The sequence below is a fragment of the Leptolyngbya sp. FACHB-8 genome, from assembly GCF_014695575.1.
GTDB lineage: Bacteria > Cyanobacteriota > Cyanobacteriia > Elainellales > Elainellaceae > Vacuolonema.
This window is the reverse complement of the sequence record NZ_JACJOO010000095.1, coordinates 45303-62879: the sequence shown is the minus strand read 5'-3', so window position 1 is coordinate 62879 and position 17577 is coordinate 45303. Positions and strand designations below refer to the sequence as shown.

Genomic DNA, 17577 nt, shown 5'->3' with positions numbered 1-17577 from the left:
GGGCCATGTATCGTATGACGGTCTCCAATTTGGCGAGGTACGAGAGAGCGACTGGGATAAAATCCCACATCCTTCTCGTAGCTCATCAGATTGGAAAGGGGTATAGGTAGCCCTCGAAAAAACCATTTTTGAGTACAACTCAAACTTACATAAAGGTCTTTTCAAACTGACATTACCTAAAAGGTTTTTAGCAAGCCGGAGTGTTGCAAATCTAAACGTCAAGGTCGGCACATGAACTTCCTTTGCTTCAGGGAATTCTAAGTTCGACTCTTGATTCAATAAACAACTATCTCGTTCAATCACGGAGCATCTCTCCATGGCACACATCCTGAAGATTACCGACCAGCGCGCTGTTCTCAAGCGCCGTCCTGTCTATGTTGGTGAACTTCCCGAGGCGGATAAATTCCCGATTAACCAACTTACCCAATACGAAATTCAATCGTATGCTTATGCCGACTCCTTCGGTGATTTCGACGAACACATCAAATTCACACTCAAAGACGGAAACCTTAAAGGGTTTAACACCTGGTTTATTTTCAACCGATTTGCCGAGGTTGAATTTGATGGGCAAGTCGTTTATCCCATGGAAGAACAAACGGCTGCGCAGATATTGGAAATCACTCAGGATACGATACTGAAGCGCCGGCCCGTAGCATCTTCTGAACTCGCTGAAGAGGAAATGTATAAAGCTACGAAAGGAATGACCTTTGAGCTACATTCTTATGCCTATGCAGATGCAAAGGGTGAGTTCAATAACCATATTCGGTTTGCCATTAATAACCAGGAGCAGTACATCCGAGGTTTAAGTACCTGGTATGCCTATGAACAGCATGCCCAAGTCAAATTTGATGACACTGTTGTGTACCCCGTTCCCAATGCACCGGCCGATTCTCCAGCGCCAGCCAAGACCACAACGTCATCTTCAACACAATACAAGGGCAAAGCTATTTCAGTTCCTGGTAAAGGAACGGTCTATACGGATCAACCCATTATTTCCGGTGGCAGTTTCACGTGGGGTGATGCAACCCACGGTGGGGTTCGCGTTCCCCAAAGCGCTCAACACGCTAACAATATGGTCGCACTGGCGACTCAACTTCAGAAGGCACGCAACCAAATTGGTAAACCGTTCCGAGTAACTTCCTGGTATCGTCCCAACCCCTGGAATGCAAGGGCTGGGGGCGCAAAACGCAGCCAGCACCTGGAAGGAAAGGGCGTTGATATTGTTGTACAGGGTTTTATGGGAGCTGACCTAGCGAGACAGTTTGTCTCATGGTGGCCCGGTGGTTTGGGCATCTACCCAGGCAACCGTCGCCACATTCTGCACCTGGACGTCGGCCCCAAACGGAAGTGGGGCTTCTAAGTCGCAACGTTAGCAAGTCATCTGTGAGAAAAAGCTCGGCACAAAGTGCCGAGCTTTTTCTCACAGCCTTAGTTCGGAGAGTTTTTCTAAAGCCCTTGATTTGGTGTGCGCTTCGCGCACACCAAATCAAGGGCTTTAGAAAAACTCTCCAGAGTATTGTCATAGATGACTTGCATTTATTCCCCAGCCCACGATCTATAGCCTTTCCGCTATAGTCGGAATATTGTTTAGTCTAGGTATTTCGAATCGTGCATCGTCCGCACCCACTCCGTCGCCTCTTTGGCTACGCCCAGGCTTATCGTCGTCGCTTCTGGCAAGCCACCGTCTGTTCTATTTTGAACAAGATTTTTGATTTGGCTCCACCGCTATTGATTGGTATGGCTGTGGATGTGGTGGTACAGCAGCAAGATTCCTGGTTGACGCAGTTTGGGTTGGAGAGCGTACGGAGCCAGTTGGTGGCGATCGTCCTCGTCAGCTTTGTCATCTGGAGTTTAGAGTCGCTGTTTGAGTATGCCTATGCGCGATTGTGGCGTAATCTGGCCCAGCATATTCAGCACGACTTGCGGTTGGATGCTTACGCTCACATCCAAGAGTTGGAGTTGGAATACTTTGAGAGCCGCAGCACAGGGCGGTTAATGTCGATTCTCAACGATGACATTAATCAGTTGGAGCGGTTTTTGGATTATGGGGCGAATGAGGTTTTGCAGGTGAGCGCCACCGTGGTGATCATTGGTGGCATCTTCTTTTACCTGGCTCCGGGCGTGGCAGGATTGGCGATGTTGCCCATGCCCTTTATTTTGTGGGGAGCGATCGCCTTTCAAAAACTCCTGGCTCCCCGCTATGCTGACGTGCGAGAGAAAGCTAGCTTGCTCAATAGCCGCCTGTCTAACAACCTGGGCGGCATTATGACCATCAAAAGCTTCACCACTGAAGCCTATGAAATTGAACGCATTCGCCGGGAAAGTGATGGGTATAGCAAGAGTAACCAGCATGCGATCGCTCTGAGTTCTGCCTTTGTTCCGCTGATTCGCATTCTCATTCTGTTAGGTTTCACAGCAACGTTGTTCTTTGGTGGATTAGCGGTTGTTAACGGCAATCTTTCCGTTGGTAACTACAGCGTCATGGTTTACCTGATTCAGCGATTACTTTGGCCGTTAACGCGTCTGGGTGAAACTTTGGATCAATATCAACGGGCAATGGCGTCTACAAATCGGGTATTGGATTTGTTAGATACGCCTCTTGCCATTCACTCTGGTCGTACACCACTACCTACCAATCGTGTTCAAGGTGATATCTGGTTGAAGGATGTGACGTTTGCGTATCGCGATCGCACTCCTATCATTGAAAACCTGACTCTGCATATGCCTGCTGGGAAAACGACAGCGATCGTTGGTTCCACGGGTTCGGGTAAGAGCACTTTGGTGAAGTTGCTGCTGCGGCTCTATGAAATTGAGTCGGGCGAGATTACCCTCGATGGTCATGACATCCGCGATTTGCAGCAACGAGATTTGCGAAAGGCAATGGGGTTGGTGAGTCAGGATGTGTTCCTGTTCCACGGTACTGTTTGGGAAAACATCACCTACGGCACCCCTGACGCAACATTCCGTGAAGTGGTGGAAGCTGCCAAGATTGCCGAAGCCCACGATTTTATTGAGCAGTTGCCCCAGGGCTACGACACTATTGTGGGGGAGCGCGGTCAGAAGCTCTCAGGTGGGCAACGACAGCGGATTGCGATCGCCCGCGCCGTTCTCAAGAATCCTCCCATTCTGATTCTCGATGAGGCGACCTCAGCGGTTGATAACGAAACGGAAGCAGCCATTCAGCATTCCCTGGAGCGCATTACGCAGAACCGAACGACAGTGGCGATCGCCCACCGCCTCTCTACCATTCGTAATGCCCACTGCATTTATGTCATGGAGCAAGGCCAACTGGTAGAACGGGGCACTCACGAGGAACTGCTCGAACGAGATGGTCTCTACGCATCTCTCTGGCGTGTCCAGATGGGCATGCGTGGCTAAAGTAACGTCAGTTCGGGATAAGCCGAACCGCCCATTATTGCGTGCGCGACGCGCACGCAATAATGGGCTTTTTCGAGTGCCGCGCGAAGCGCGGCACTCGAAAAAGCCCTTAACCCGAACTGAGGTTAAAGTAGGTGGGTGAAACCCCAAAATATTGAGCCGCCTGCGAAACGGGCGGCTCAATATTTTGGGGCTGGAGCTGGGCAAGGGATAGGCCATCACACCTAATCCGGAATTTAAGCCTCGCACTTTGAAGCATATGACGTGAAGGGGTTAAGCAACATCCCATGACACTAAACAATTACAAAATACGATGTCTCGCTACTCACTGAATGAGTTTCTACAAGCTACATCTCAAAAGGAACATGGCCAGGACACCTTTGAGTTAGAAAGCCCTCACTTATTAGAAGTGAAGCTCAATGGAAGAGTTTGGGCTAAAGTTGGGGCCATGATTGGATACCTGGGGAATATCAACTTTAAGCGAGAAGGTATCCTCGAACATGGTTTAGAAAACCTGATGAAAAAGATGGTTTCCGGCGAAGGCATGTCCCTCATGAAAATGGATGGAGCAGGCCGCGTTTACCTGGCCGATCACGGCAAGCGGATTCACATCTTGAACCTTAACAACGAAACGATTTTTGTCAATGGCAACGACATTCTGGCGATGGAAGACTCGATTAAATGGGACATTAAACTCATGCGCCGAGTGGCGGGGATGATGGCCGGAGGGCTTTTCAACATCCGCCTATCGGGTAGCGGCATGGTCGCCATCACCACCCACCACGAACCTTTAGCCCTACCCGTCAAACCCAACATGCCCGTGTTTTGCGACCCCAACGCTACGGTTGCCTGGTCGGGTTCACTCTCCCCAGAACTAGCGACCAATTTTACCGTGGGCACTTTGTTTGGACGCGGCAGCGGTGAGTCCATCCAACTCAAGTTTCAGGGTAATGGCTGGGTGCTGTTGCAACCTTACGAGGAAGTTTACTTCCAAGCCGGAAGTTGATCTATAGCCCCCACCCGGTTGAAATAGGACTAACGCCTTCTTGTGCGATGTGTTTTGCACACTCCACAGAAGGCGTAAGCCCTGTAGAAAATAAACCTGGATTCTGCGACAGCTTAGTGGCGGCAAAATCCAGGTTTTAGTGCAAGATCTGAATAGAGTGATGTGAGGTGTCAGAGACAGAATGGGTATCGGAGGAATGTTGGGTCTGGGCCTGGTATTTGTGGGAACGTTCTTGTTCAGCAGCCTGGTAGAGTATTGGTTACATCGTTTGATGCATGTGCGGCCCGACAAATGCCAATTCCATGTCGACCACCATGCCGAAAATACAGGCCAGGGGGTCTTTAAAGAATTTCTGGAATACATGAAAGTCGTGGTGCCAATTCCACTCATTCTCCTGCTATTTTCCTGGAAAGTTTCCTTAGCTTTTTTCCTCGGAGCGGTAACATACGCGATCTTTTCGGCCTACGCTCACCAGCTTCAGCATGACAATCCCACTAAGTGCTTCTGGATGCCGATGCCCGTTCACTATGTCCATCACACCTACGGACAATGGCATCACAATTTTGGATTAGGGGTTGATTGGTGGGATCGAATCTTCGGCACCTACAAACCTACTGATTGGGAAACTAGCATAGATCCCACCGAACCTGAACGGAGTGCTTTACAAGTTCGCTGGTGGTAGTGAGCCTAAAAAAGAAGTGTGTTGCAGAGCAACACACTTCTTTTTTAAGCCTGAGCTCGAACCCAAACGGCTAAGCCACCGCCTCGCCCTCGAGCTGCGATGTAGTCCTCAGTGATGCGAAAGAAGGCAAAGAAGGGCAGCTTGGCAACGGGTTTCTGAGCAAATTCCTGAGCTTTGGTTGAGCCTCCACGAATACCGCCTTGATAGAGGGAGCGATCGCCCACCCTTATCTCCATCTGCGTAAAATCAAACACCAGCAAATTTTTCTTGCCAGGGTAGCGGCAAGGCCCAGTAAGGGTAAGCGATAAACCTGCCAGGGAAATCTGATTGCGAATTTCCCCCAACAGCGTCTCGCCCTCCGGATAAAAGCTGATGTAGGCAGGCGTAAACCCTGGCATATAAAAACCTCGGGTCAGCCGCACGCCGCCCCCCTTGCGCTTCTGAACCCCTGTCGTGAAACAAAGCCGCCACTGTCCCTCTAGAGCTGAGAAGGGATAGGTGATGTGGTCACGTTTGGCGGTCGTTTCGGCCTGGAGGAGGGCTTCAACCATGGCGACCGCCCCCGGTCGGCTACCCTGTCCTGTGCGGAAAATCTGCACAGCCTGGTCGAGGGTTTGGGCAAAATCCGTAGGGCGATCGGGGGACAGATCAGCAGTCATAAACAAGCTCTAGAACAGTTCACACTGTCCATGTTGCCGCATGAGATGGTCACATAGCACGAGGGCCATCATCGCCTCCACCATGGGCACCGCACGGGGCAGCACGCAGGGGTCATGCCGGCCTTTTCCAACCAGCAGGGTTTCCTCACCTTCCTTGGTCACCGTCCGCTGCTCTTTGCGGATGGTAGCCGTGGGTTTAAAGGCAATGCGAATAATGATGTTTTCGCCGTTAGAAATGCCTCCCTGCACGCCGCCGGAACGGTTGGTTTCCGTTCGCACATTTCCCTCGGCATCCGTAATGAAGGCATCATTATGTTCGCTCCCGCTCATCAGGGTACCTGCAAAACCAGAGCCAATTTCAAAACCCTTGGTAGCAGGGAGCGACATCATCGCCTTTGCCAGATCGGCTTCCAGCTTGTCAAACACAGGTTCCCCCAAACCTCTGGGAACGCGACGCGCTACACATTCCACCACTCCGCCCAGGGAATCCCCCTGGTCGCGGTACTTCTCCACCAGATCCAGCATGCGTTGGGCCGCTTCGCTATCAGGACAACGAACGATGTTGCTTTCCACCTGGCCCAGGGTGACGGTCTCCGGATCAATGACCCCTTCCAGATCCTTAATACGCTTCACATAGCCGACGATTTCCACCCCGGCAACTTGTTGCAGGATTTTTTTGGCGATCGCCCCTGCGGCTACACGCCCAATGGTTTCCCGTGCCGAAGAGCGCCCACCCCCCTGCCAGGCGCGAATCCCATACTTCGCGTCATAGGTCGCGTCTGCATGGGAAGGGCGGTACTTCACCGACATCTCGTCGTAATCCTGAGAGCGTTGGTCTTTGTTGCGCACCAGGATAGCGATGGGTGTACCCAGGGTTTGCCCGTCGAGCACCCCGGAGAGAATTTCGCACTGATCAGCTTCTTTACGGGGAGTCGTGATTTTACTTTGGCCCGGTCGCCGCCGATCCAGCTCAAACTGAATTTCTTCAGGTGTGATGGGCAAACGAGGAGGGCACCCATCAATCACAACACCGACGCCCCCACCGTGGGACTCGCCAAAGGTCGTAATGCGAAATAAATGCCCAAAAGTGCTACCCATGAACCGTAAGTTCCATAAATGTTGACATGGCAAACGACAGAATGCCTGTGCGATCGCCTGTCAGAATCCTAACCTGTTCCTTTCACCAACGGCACTACTCTATCCCCCCCGGTTTATGGCAGATTTACGGTTCGAGAAAAGCACTTTATTTCCCCTAAACAAACCATGCAATTTGAGTCGGTGTTTTTCAGGATCTAGCCTTCGTCAACAGCAGTTCAGGATAAGTCGAAGCACCCAATAGTGCTTCGACTTATCCTGTCAGGTAACGTTCGTTTCTGAAATGAATGGCAGAGCAGAGTAGCGGCGTTACCTGTAACGCCGCTACTCTGGCCTAGCACTCACTCAACGATGGCTAAGCGAAAATTTTACTGCGGCTCGCCGCCGATTAATTCGGGATACTTGCCAGTGCCAGGGAGCACCTTATCCTCAGTATCAGAGGTCGTCATATGGCCTAGATAGAAGGCACCCGCTTCAATATCAATGGAGTGGGCAGTAACATCCCCCTCTAAACGAGCGGTGCGGCTCAGGCTGAGGCGACCTTCTGCAACAATACGGGATTTAACAACCCCATGAATGATCAGGTTACGGGTATGAATTTCTGGCCCTTCCACCAAACCTGTATGTGATACTTCCATGTCGCCTCGAACTTCTACGGTGCCATGGATGACGCCATCAACCCGTAGATTTCCTTCAATATGCAATGCCCCTTGAAACTCACTTTTCTCGCTCAGATAGGTGAGTGAATTGTTGCTTTGCTTTCGGCCGAACATACCTCGCTCCCTAGCGATGAATAGGTGAAATGCGATCGCTCAGTCCAAATAATACTTGGGATCCACCGGCTGATCATTCCGGAAAACCTCGTAGTGTAGATGCGGACCTGTCGAGCGGCCTGTATTGCCCAGATAGCCAATGATGCGATCGCGATCGACCGTCATACCCGAAGTTACGGCTAGCCCTGACATATGACCATAGAGGGTTTTATATCCATAACCATGGTCAATGACCACATGATAGCCGTACCCACGAGACATTTCTGCTCGAATCACTTTCCCAGGAGCCGTAGGATAAATCGGACTGCGGAAAGCGGCCACAAAATCAAGACCACCATGGAACTCTGAGCCACCACCGAAGGGATTACGCCGAAACCCAAAACCTGAAGTCTCCCGATAACTGGCCTTGAGCGGAAGGCCCTGAGGCCTTGCATTTTCTCGTTTTAGAGTAGCTTCCAGAGCCGGTTGAGTTCCCTCTAGATCCTCCATCAGCTGAGGTAACTGTTCCTCAGCAACAGATAAAAAGAATTTGCCTTCTACAGCCAAGGGTACGCCCCCCTGAGGTAGCCGGGATTGGTTCTCCGAGCCAGTTTCGGGCATCCCAGCCCGCCGTTGCAGGGCGTCAATTTCGGATTCCAATTGCTCCATGCCTTCCAGAATTTCCTGAGCCTGCTTATTCAGGTTGCGGTTCTCGTGAGTCAACTGCGAGTTGCGGTTGGTCATCGTCTGAAAGGCTTTGGCAACCGACACCACCGGGAAGGAAATAGAGCCCAATAGAATCGCTACCAAAATCAGGGGGTGAATGGAGATAGTCAGCGGGGTCTTACCTGTACAAGCGATGAAAATCGTAAAGCGTTGGGGGATACGGCGATGCATGATGTCTCAGCGGTTGTCCGTCAGTGGCCCACAAAACCGTCCAGGCTTAAATCGGAGGTACTTGTCGCTCCAGGTGCCAATCAAAGAGATTCGTTCTGCGGGTGAGATATATGCTTAAAAACCAGCGATATTCAAAAAATTTGAGCTTTTAGACACTTCTTGTAAAACAAGCCACTAAAGTATCAACAAACGGTTGATCTCGCAACGGGGATCGCTGATTTCCAGGTTGCAATTGTTGCTGCGGTTGTTATGCGATCGCCCTCCACCCCAGCAAAATGGAAGAACCCGATTCCACGACTGAGTTGCCATCGAAAATCGGATTCCTCGGTTTTGTTATGTTTCCGTTTTGTTACATTAATGAGCGCGTGACGTTAACCCTTTGCATCCGGGTGAAGAATAGGAACCAGTTTTAAGCCGTACACCTCTTCAAAGCATCCCTTCTTATAATCGAGGCTCCACAGTTCCAGGGCACAGTCATCCCCTGCATGACGGGGGTAGAGGTGCAGCCGCAGTTCTCCGGCTTCGGGACGGGGCTCACAGGTGAATTGAGCGATCGCTCCAATCTGCCGTCGATCCATTGCGACCGCCAGCCGTAGCAGCGGGCTGAGCTGATCTACAACCCGTCGGTACTTCTTGCTGCTGATATTACGATAGCTCTCGTGTTTCTTCTTAGGACAACTCTTGCGATGGTAGCGGGCCAGGTTTGCGATCGTCTCAATTTCGACCTCGGTGAACCCCAGCAAATCGCTGTTGCGGATTAAGTAATAGGAATGCTTATGGTGGGATGAGTGGCTGACAAAGTGGCCGCAGTTATGAAGCATGGCCGCTGCCCAGAGCAGATCCCGTTCTTCAACACCCCAGGGGTGCAAGACTCCCTGGGTCTGGTCGAACAGGTTGATGGCATGGCGGGCGATGCACTCGGAGTAAGGCATCTTGGTTTCAAACTTCTGGGCGGTACGCAGTACACTGCGTTCTCGAATCGAGCTTTGAAAGCGTAGCCGATCTTCAATCAGGCCGTGGGTCAACATCCAGTCGACGACCACCCCTTCCCGCAGCGCCCGTTCACAGATAAAGATGGAGTTCATGCCCAGCAGGGTCATCGCTTCTTGCAGAATGACCGCTCCTGCAACAATGATTTCAGCACGGCGCTCGTTCATGCCCGGAAGTTTCGTGCGCTCAGCATAGGGCATACGGCGCAGGCGATTGACTAACTCCCGTAGATCTTCCAGGGTGAGGCTGTAGCCATGCATGGGGTCGGGAATCATGCCCAGCTTCTCACGGGCATGGAGCATCGCAACCGCTTCAATGGTGCCCGATGTGCCAACTAGTTGGCAGGTTTCTCCCGGTTGCAATTGAGCTAATAACTCCTCAACGGGCCGCTCCAGCATCCCACGCACATAAGCTTGAAGGTAACCAAACTCAGTAGAACTGATGGGGTCTGTAGTAACAAATTCGGCGGTTAGACGAACGGCTCCAATTTTCGTGCTGCTCAGGCTGCGGGGTTCGTGTCCATCGCCCAAAATCAGCTCCGTTGAGCCACCGCCAATGTCGATGATGGCGTGAGGCTGGTTGTTGAAGGACATCCCCGAGAGCACGCCCAGGTAGATGCGTCGGGCTTCTTCCTGCCCAGCGATGAGGTTAATGGTGAGCCCCAACTCTTCTTCGATTTGTTGCAAGAAGTCACGACCGTTCGGGGCTTCTCGGACAGCACTCGTCGCAACAGCGACAATATCCTCGGCATGAAGACGATTGGCTAGTTCCTGGCAGCGACGGAGCGCCTGGGTCGCACGATCCATCGCAACGGGGGTGAGGCAGCCAGTTTTAGGGTCGCGATCGCCCAAGCGTACAGTTGCCTTCTCTTTAGAAATCACCGTAAAGGTAGGCAGGGACGGTTGAATGTGGACAATCACCATGTGGATCGAGTTCGTCCCCACATCAATCGCCGCCAGAATGCGATCGTGCGTCAATGCGGGAACGCTGAGCATATTTTCCCTGCGTAGGTCAAACATTAAGCCAGTCATCCAGAAGCCCTGTGTAGTCAGTGTATGTTAGAGAACCGCAGGCCAGAGAAATACATCCGAAAAATTCAGAGAAGTGAGAAATTCAAGGACTCTGTAGAGCACGGCACTCCTGGAAAAAATTCCGTTCAGCCAAATACTCGATCCGGGTCAAATGCCAGAGTTGCCAAGCCACCGGGCTTTTCGAGCGGACTATGACCTAATCTGCCCAACCGGCTCAGGGGTCAACCATTCCCTAACCTATCCCGTTCTCCCTTGCAACCTAAGGCTTGAGCCTAGTAAATTTCACAATGATTTTATCTTGCAGTGTAGTTTTTGTGATTTAGATCACAGGTTGTTTTGCAGGGATTTTACAAGAGCTTCGATACCGTGGCTGCCCAGCTTTTCTCGCAGAGGTCGGCTAGCTACCTACTTCATACAGAATCATTAATTCGGACCGTTTTTCTGAAACCCTTAATTTTTGTATGCGCAAAGCGCACGCAAAAATTAAGGGTTTCAGAAAAACGGTCCAGAGTATTGCAAGATTAAGACCCACAAAAAACATACAGATGGGGCTGGTTATTGGTTTGAGCTGACTTCACCCAAGCAGGAACTGCAATATATAGAATGGAGTGAGGATTTATGAAGAACTGTTTAGGTTATGGCCGATCAATTGATTCGCGCAACGGCGGCAGGTGGGGGAATCCGGGTGGTCGGTGCTGTGACGACACGCCTCACGGAAGAAGCTCGTCAACGTCACTCACTCTCCTATGTCGCCACCGCTGCCCTCGGTAGGGCAATGTGTTCAGGCTTGCTTCTTGCTTCCAGCATGAAAAAGGAAGGCTCCCGGGTGAACTTACACTTTCGGGGGAACGGTCCAATGGGGATTGTTTTTGCAGATGCGGGATTGGATGGAACCGTGCGGGGCTATGTGCAAAATCCCTCTGTGGAACTGCCTCCTAACCCTCAAGGGAAATTGGATGTGGGTGGAGCGATCGGCCGGGAAGGACGACTCCATGTATTACGAGATATTGGTTACGGCTACCCTTACTCCAGCACGGTAGAACTGGTTTCGGGGGAGATTGGTGAGGATGTGGCCTATTACCTGGTCACGTCTGAGCAAACACCTTCAGCTTTGATGGTGGGTGTTTTTGTTGAACCTGAGGGTGTGACAGCCGCCGGAGGCCTGTTGGTGCAAATTCTTCCCAAGGCAGCTCGGGGCGAATCGTTGATTCAAACTCTCGAATCTCGTCTGAGTACCCTGGCAGGCTTTACTCCGCTGCTCCAGGCTGGGAAATCGTTGCCCCAGATTTTGACCGATCTGCTGGGAGATATGGATCTCAATATTTTCCCAGAAACGCAACTGTTGCGGTTCCACTGCGGTTGTTCGTTCGACCGGATGCTGGGAGCACTGAAGCTGCTAGGGGAAGACGAACTGCGAGACATGATCGAGAAAGACAACGGGGCTGAAGCGACCTGTCATTTCTGCAACGAAGTGTACCAGGCAGAGAGCGGCCATCTAGAGCAGTTGATTTCTGAATTGCAGACCGAGGGAGTTAAATAACGCCATAGCTTCCGTTATTACCATGACTCAGAGGGGGGAGTGCGTTGCATTCCCCCTCCTTGCGTAAGGGCAGGGCTGGCTGCGTAAGTCTTGAGGGAATTAAAGTCTGCCCATCGGATGAAATCCTTAGATTTTGCGGAAATCCTTCAAATACAGCCGTAGACTCAGGATGAATGCAATCAAGGAAAAGTCCCGTCTATGACTAGCTTCCCCCGGATCCCAACTGGCCCACAGACCACGGGTCGGTATCTGGTGCTGCTGGATGATGAAGATATTGGTGCTGGCATCCAGGCCCTTGGCAATAATGCGGGCGTCACCGCATTTGCCCACTCCGGTGATTTTGAAGACCATGCCGTCATTATTGACGAGGTGGAGGAATCCACGTCGGTCGTGTTTGACGAATTAGGGGTCGCAGTGGTGGCTCTGGATAGTGATCAGGTGCGATCGCTCAGCACTGTCGCCGCCAGCCCCAACCCTCCCATGATCATGGAGCCCGAGCGAGTCGTTTATGCGTTGCCCGATGCTGAGCAGTTTCGGCCCACGATCCCTACGCCCCCACCGGCAGTAAGCGACAGCGTGAATGTTTCTCTGGATTATCTGAGGGGTTATCGGGATGCCATCCAACAACTCATTGACCACCTCACGAATGGAGACGTCAACAGTAGTTTAGTCGGCGCGCCACCCGGGGTAGGAGCCGCTACAGATGAACTCACCTGGGGTTTAATGGCAACCCATGTCAATACATCGCCCTACAGTGGTGCCGGAATTCGTGTTGCTGTGCTAGATACAGGGCTCGATTTAAGCCATCCTGACTTCGCTGGACGCAAGATCACCAGCAAATCTTTCGTTGAGGGAGAAGAGGTGCAGGATGGCAACGGCCACGGCACCCATTGCATTGGAACGGCCTGTGGCTCGAAGTTGCCAACCTATCCTCGTTATGGTGTGGCCTACGAAGCCGAAATTTTCGCAGGCAAAGTGCTGAGCGATGATGGCGGCGGGGTTGATGGCGGCATTCTGGCGGGAATTAACTGGGCGGTCGCCAGCGATTGTCAGATCATCTCCATGTCCCTGGGTGCCCCTATTCAACCCGGACAAAACTTCTCCCGTGTATACGAGCAGGTCGGTAAACGTAGCCTGCGCCGGGGCACGCTGATTATAGCCGCCGCCGGGAATGATAGTTTTCGTCAGTATGGCTTAGTGCAACCCGTCAGCCATCCGGCGAACTGCCCCTCCATTATGGCGGTGGCGGCTGTAGATTCGAGGTTAGCGATCGCCCCCTTCTCCAATGGCGGTTTAAATCCCCGGGGTGGACAAGTTGATGTGGCAGCACCAGGGGTGGATATTTACTCGTCCTGGCCCATGCCGACCCGGTACAGCATCATTAGCGGTACCAGCATGGCAACTCCCCACGTAGCAGGCGTTGCAGCCCTCTATGCCCAGGCAACGGGAGCCCAGGGTAATGAGCTATGGGCAAGGCTGATACAGGGTGCTAAGCGGCTTCCTGGCCCTTCACGAGATGTGGGCAGTGGTTTAGTTCAAGCCATTCAGCAGAGTGTGGGCTAATCCACTGAAATTGTTTTTTCGTGCGCTTAGCGCACGAAAAAACAAGGGGGCATCCAACAATATTTTTTTAGATTGTGGCAACCTTTACAGCTTGAGTCAGTACAGAAAGATCGGCTGAAAGGGCTATTTCTTCTATACAAAGCGCACAAAAAAATGGCTTTTAAAACAAGCCTTAGAATCCTCTTTTTACTGACGCTTTGCAGCCGTGAAAAGAGGATTCTAAATTTTGGCATAAGATTTGAAAATACCGATAGATAGAGAAACTATTATGTATTGGTCAAAAACTGGTTTACAGACCTAGCCCAGACAAATATTTCGCCTGTTGTTTGGTTCAAGATTCGAGATTATTAAAACTCACAGTCTGGGTGGATCGTGCAGGATACAATTGAAGCTTGAAAAAATAATCCTCTCATTAGAATGCTGGCTTGATGCTATTCAACTCAAGGTTAGATAGCTGTGTGATGTATGGTATTTGGAAAATGGATTAGAAGGCTCAATCCACGGCAGAATTTTAAGCAGCGATTGGGATTAATTATTGCCACAACAATTCTCTGCTTTTCTCTGTTGTTGTCATGGATTGTTGGCAATACCAGTAAAGCTCAAATTAAAGCCGGTAATGGTCAATTTATGGAAGAGCTGGCTTATCAGATGGCCAGGAATTTGGACCGGGGGATGTTTGTTTACTACCAGGAAATTCAAACTCTCGCGACACTGAACGCTATTCAAGATTCTCGTCAATCTCCTGAGAGTAAGCGATCGCTCCTCCAGACCCTACAGAACGCCTACAAAGACTATGCCTGGATTGGTTTAACGAATTCTGATGGTATCGTTCTGGCCAGCACAAACCGCGTATTAGAAGGAAAAAATGTTTCACAGCGTCCCTGGTTCATTCGAGGCAGATGGGGGGCGGTTGTTGAAGATGTTCATGATGCCAAGTTGTTGGCTCAGCTCCTTCCTAACCCCAACTCCAGTGCCGAACCCACTCGTTTTGTAGATATTGCCACCCCTGTATTTAATGCACAAGATCCAAACAAATTTGAAGGGGTACTGGGGGCCCATCTTTATTGGGAGTGGGCAAAACATGTACGGGATGATTTGTTGAATCCCCTGCACGATCATTACAACGTCGACGTGATGGTTCTCTCTAAATCTGGAGAGATGTTGCTGGCCCCGGCCAGTGCCCCTGATAGTGACGAACCCCTGACAGGTCCACCTTCACCCACTCTTGGCTCTCAGCCGTTGATCAGTGTGCAGTCAGCGCAGCAAGGGAAGAGCGGTTCTCTAGTCGAGCAATGGTTCGATGGCACTTCTTACCTAACAGGATTTGCCGCGACTAAAGGGTGTGACCAGTATCCAGGTTTGGGCTGGATAGTTCTGGTACGCCAGTCTGCAAAGGAAGCTTTTGCCGAAGCTGTAGCGTTGCAAGAACAAATTATCATCTGGGGAATTGCGCTTGGTGTCACTAGCGGTGCCCTGGTCTGGTGGATTGCAGGATGGTTGATAAACCCGGTACTGCAAATTGCGGCGGCAGCGGATAGCATTCGCCAGGGAGATACAACCGCGCGGATTCCTGTTTTCTCCGGTAGAGATGAAGTCGCCAAGCTGTCCAGAGCCGTCAATTCATTATTCATAAGCTTAGAAGAGCAGAAACAGCTCTTGATGGCATTTAATGCAGAGTTAGACCAAAAGGTGAAGGAACGAACTGCCCGGTTGAACTCTCTCAATGAACAGTTGATGGCAGAGATCAGCGATCGCAAACAGGCAGAAGTCGCATTGCAGCAAGCCAATCAGGAACTACATCGGCTGACAATAGTTGATGGTCTAACGGGAATGGCTAATCGTCGCCACGTTGATCAACACCTGGTGCAGGAGTGGCAGCGTTCGATACGGGAGCAATTACCGCTGTCGCTGATTCTTCTGGATGTGGATTATTTCAAGCGCTATAACGATTTCTACGGTCATCTGGCTGGTGACCATTGCTTGCAGCGGATTGCCAGAGTTTTGAGTAGCCAGGTTCAGCGATCGCACGATTTAGCCGCCCGTTATGGCGGTGAGGAATTTATTGTCGTTTTACCCAATACCGAGCTTGAGGGAGCCATCCATCTTGCAGAAACCATTCGCCAAGCCGTTAAATCTCTGCAAATTCCCCACGCCAATTCCCCAGCCAGCCCCTATGTAACCTTGAGTCTGGGTGTGGCCACTGGGTTTCCTGCACCCGGGTCTTCACCTTCTGCGCTCATTGAGAGCACTGACCAACAGTTGTATCGCGCCAAAGCTCTGGGGCGCGATCGCGTGATGTCTCATTCGCCAGATTCAACAAGCTCATCTGATCATTAGATTGCAACAGGAATGTTTGTGGTGTGCTTCGCACACCACAAACAAAAATACGTAAGTCTTGTGTAAGCTCAAAACCCTGTGAGGAGAGCGATCGCCACACTCCTCACAACAGTTTTAGTGGTGGTGATGGGAGGGAGCGCGATCGAAAAAGTGGGTAATGTGTTTGAGGCGATCGCGTACATCCTGACTCAAATCATGCTCCCGATACCGCCATTCCCAGTTGCCGTCCTGTTTGCCAGGAAAGTTCATGCGGGCTTCGGTTCCCAAACCAAGGACGTCTTGCAGAGGAACGATGGCGAAGTTGGCGATCGAGCTGAAAGCCAGACGAATCATGTCCCAATGAATGCCGTCCTGACTGGCACAGCCCAGGTAGGTCAGCACATCCTGGCGTTCTTTGTCGCTGAGGGTGGTGTACCAACCGATGGTGGTGTCGTTGTCGTGGGTGCCCGTGTAGACCAGGAAGTTGCGATCGTAGTTGAATGGCAAGTAAGGATTTTTGGGACTATCCCCGAAGGCAAACTGCAAAATTTTCATGCCAGGGAATTCAAACTTATCGCGCAGGGCTTCCACTTCGGGGGTGACGCTTCCTAAATCTTCGGCCAGGATGGGTAGCACACCTAACTCTTGCTGAAGTGTGGTGAATAAGGCGTCTCCGGGAGCCTTGGTCCATTGTCCACTTCTGGCATCGCTAGATCCTTTGGGAATGGCCCAGAAAGACTCAAACCCAATGAAGTGATCCACGCGAATTAAGTCCACATAATCCAACATGGCGTGGAAGCGCTGAATCCACCATTTGAAATTGGATTGCTGCATGTACTCCCAGTTGTAAATGGGATTGCCCCACAACTGGCCTGTTTCGCTAAAGTAATCGGGTGGCGCTCCGGCCATTAGCGCAGGTTCATTGGTTTCCTCATCTAGATGGAAATTTTGGGGATGTCCCCAGACGTCAGCGCTATCCTGGGCCACATAAATGGGGATGTCTCCAATGATTTGAACGCCCCTTGAATTGGCGTAGTTTCTGACATCAGACCACTGACGGAAGAACTCGAACTGGAGGAATTTTTCAAAGAAAACTCCGTCAGATAAGCGCTCTTTCGCGGCTTCTAATGCCTCAGGATGGCGGCTGGCGATCGCATGGTCCCAGGTGTGCCAGGCTGTGCCATTGTGCTCATTTTTGAGTGCTATGAACAAGGCAAAATCGTCCAGCCAGTAAGCCTTGCTCTCACAGAATTGGTGGAATTTATCTTTTTGTTCTGGGGTTGCGTGGTGTTTGAAGTTGTCGCTGGCTTTTCTGAGCAGCGCTAGTTTGCTCTGGATAACAGCGTCGTAACGCACGCGATCGAGGTCGAATTCCGGCAATCCCTCAAAATCATGATCGCTTAGTAAACCATCCTGTTGCAGCCGCTCAGGGCTGATCAGCAGAGGATTTCCGGCCATCGCAGAGTAACACATGTAGGGGGAATTCCCCGACCCTGTTGGCCCCAAGGGAAGAATTTGCCAGAGTTGCTGTCCCGTCTCAGCCAGGAAATCGATAAATCGATAGGCTTCAGTGCCAAGATCGCCAATGCCAAAACGTCCGGGGAAGGATGTGGGATGCAGCAGAATTCCACTGCGGCGCATTTTCAAGGTAGTAGGTTTTGCGGTCAT

General features: G+C 51.3%; 13 protein-coding genes. 7 read left to right on the top strand and 6 right to left on the bottom strand.

Annotation, left to right across the window (positions count from 1 at the left end; translation table 11 throughout):
* Positions 1-316 precede the first annotated feature (316 nt).
* The 4 genes from H6F91_RS26945 to H6F91_RS26930 all read left to right on the top strand — a co-directional run bounded on the left by H6F91_RS26945 (position 317) and on the right by H6F91_RS26930 (position 5066).
* Positions 317-1360: a D-Ala-D-Ala carboxypeptidase family metallohydrolase gene (locus H6F91_RS26945; RefSeq protein ID WP_190774026.1), complete on the top strand. Its 1044-nt coding sequence runs from the start codon at positions 317-319 to the stop codon at positions 1358-1360.
* Between the two features lie 248 nt (positions 1361-1608).
* Positions 1609-3378 carry an ABC transporter transmembrane domain-containing protein gene (locus H6F91_RS26940; protein WP_190774025.1) on the top strand — a complete coding sequence of 590 codons (1770 nt, stop codon included), beginning with the start codon at positions 1609-1611 and terminating at the stop codon, positions 3376-3378.
* A gap of 313 nt (positions 3379-3691) precedes the next feature.
* A complete protein-coding gene (locus H6F91_RS26935) occupies positions 3692-4384 on the top strand; it encodes an AIM24 family protein (RefSeq protein ID WP_190774307.1) in 693 nt (230 codons plus the stop codon).
* A gap of 181 nt (positions 4385-4565) precedes the next feature.
* Positions 4566-5066 carry a sterol desaturase family protein gene (locus H6F91_RS26930; RefSeq protein WP_206754980.1) on the top strand — a complete coding sequence of 167 codons (501 nt, stop codon included), beginning with the start codon at positions 4566-4568 and terminating at the stop codon, positions 5064-5066.
* A gap of 44 nt (positions 5067-5110) precedes the next feature.
* Here the strand turns inward: H6F91_RS26930 and H6F91_RS26925 are convergent, their stop codons facing one another.
* The 5 genes from H6F91_RS26925 to H6F91_RS26905 all read right to left on the bottom strand — a co-directional run bounded on the left by H6F91_RS26925 (position 5111) and on the right by H6F91_RS26905 (position 10454).
* Positions 5111-5725, bottom strand: a complete 615-nt coding sequence (locus H6F91_RS26925) for a hypothetical protein (RefSeq protein ID WP_190774308.1) — start codon at positions 5723-5725, stop codon at positions 5111-5113.
* Between the two features lie 9 nt (positions 5726-5734).
* Positions 5735-6823 carry a chorismate synthase gene (gene aroC, locus H6F91_RS26920; protein ID WP_190774309.1) on the bottom strand — a complete coding sequence of 363 codons (1089 nt, stop codon included), beginning with the start codon at positions 6821-6823 and terminating at the stop codon, positions 5735-5737.
* 365 nt (positions 6824-7188) lie between these two features.
* Positions 7189-7593 carry a polymer-forming cytoskeletal protein gene (locus H6F91_RS26915; protein WP_190774310.1) on the bottom strand — a complete coding sequence of 135 codons (405 nt, stop codon included), beginning with the start codon at positions 7591-7593 and terminating at the stop codon, positions 7189-7191.
* Positions 7594-7632: 39 nt separating this feature from the next.
* The gene (locus H6F91_RS26910; protein WP_190774311.1) at positions 7633-8469 is read right to left on the bottom strand and encodes a M23 family metallopeptidase; all 837 of its coding nucleotides are present in this window, start codon (positions 8467-8469) and stop codon (positions 7633-7635) included.
* Between the two features lie 371 nt (positions 8470-8840).
* The gene (locus H6F91_RS26905) at positions 8841-10454 is read right to left on the bottom strand and encodes a Ppx/GppA phosphatase family protein (RefSeq protein WP_242036027.1); all 1614 of its coding nucleotides are present in this window, start codon (positions 10452-10454) and stop codon (positions 8841-8843) included.
* A gap of 673 nt (positions 10455-11127) precedes the next feature.
* On the opposite strand from H6F91_RS26905, the gene hslO reads away from it, so the two are divergent.
* The 3 genes from hslO (at position 11128) to H6F91_RS26890 (ending at position 15930) form a co-directional block, all read left to right on the top strand.
* Positions 11128-12030 (top strand): Hsp33 family molecular chaperone HslO, encoded by a 903-nt coding sequence (hslO, locus tag H6F91_RS26900; RefSeq protein ID WP_190774313.1) that lies wholly within the window; start codon positions 11128-11130, stop codon positions 12028-12030.
* Between the two features lie 198 nt (positions 12031-12228).
* Positions 12229-13593, top strand: coding sequence for a S8 family serine peptidase (locus tag H6F91_RS26895; protein ID WP_190774314.1), 1365 nt, complete (start codon positions 12229-12231; stop codon positions 13591-13593).
* Between the two features lie 465 nt (positions 13594-14058).
* The gene (locus H6F91_RS26890; protein ID WP_190774315.1) at positions 14059-15930 is read left to right on the top strand and encodes a diguanylate cyclase; all 1872 of its coding nucleotides are present in this window, start codon (positions 14059-14061) and stop codon (positions 15928-15930) included.
* A 114-nt stretch (positions 15931-16044) separates the two neighbouring features.
* Here H6F91_RS26890 and malQ read toward each other — a convergent pair whose 3' ends face one another.
* A complete protein-coding gene (gene malQ / locus H6F91_RS26885) occupies positions 16045-17550 on the bottom strand; it encodes a 4-alpha-glucanotransferase (protein WP_190774326.1) in 1506 nt (501 codons plus the stop codon).
* Positions 17551-17577 lie beyond the last annotated feature (27 nt).

Bases quoted from the DNA above. Each gene is read 5' to 3' on its own strand.
- H6F91_RS26945 (WP_190774026.1), top strand. From the start codon at position 317: ATGGCACACATCCTGAAGATTACCGACCAGCGCGCTGTTCTCAAGCGC.
- H6F91_RS26935 (WP_190774307.1), top strand. From the start codon at position 3,692: ATGTCTCGCTACTCACTGAATGAGTTTCTACAAGCTACATCTCAAAAG.
- H6F91_RS26930 (WP_206754980.1), top strand. From the start codon at position 4,566: ATGGGTATCGGAGGAATGTTGGGTCTGGGCCTGGTATTTGTGGGAACG.
- H6F91_RS26925 (WP_190774308.1), bottom strand. From the start codon at position 5,725: ATGACTGCTGATCTGTCCCCCGATCGCCCTACGGATTTTGCCCAAACC.
- aroC (WP_190774309.1), bottom strand. From the start codon at position 6,823: ATGGGTAGCACTTTTGGGCATTTATTTCGCATTACGACCTTTGGCGAG.
- H6F91_RS26915 (WP_190774310.1), bottom strand. From the start codon at position 7,593: ATGTTCGGCCGAAAGCAAAGCAACAATTCACTCACCTATCTGAGCGAG.
- H6F91_RS26910 (WP_190774311.1), bottom strand. From the start codon at position 8,469: ATGCATCGCCGTATCCCCCAACGCTTTACGATTTTCATCGCTTGTACA.
- H6F91_RS26905 (WP_242036027.1), bottom strand. From the start codon at position 10,454: ATGCTCAGCGTTCCCGCATTGACGCACGATCGCATTCTGGCGGCGATT.
- hslO (WP_190774313.1), top strand. From the start codon at position 11,128: ATGGCCGATCAATTGATTCGCGCAACGGCGGCAGGTGGGGGAATCCGG.
- H6F91_RS26895 (WP_190774314.1), top strand. From the start codon at position 12,229: ATGACTAGCTTCCCCCGGATCCCAACTGGCCCACAGACCACGGGTCGG.
- H6F91_RS26890 (WP_190774315.1), top strand. From the start codon at position 14,059: ATGGTATTTGGAAAATGGATTAGAAGGCTCAATCCACGGCAGAATTTT.
- malQ (WP_190774326.1), bottom strand. From the start codon at position 17,550: ATGCGCCGCAGTGGAATTCTGCTGCATCCCACATCCTTCCCCGGACGT.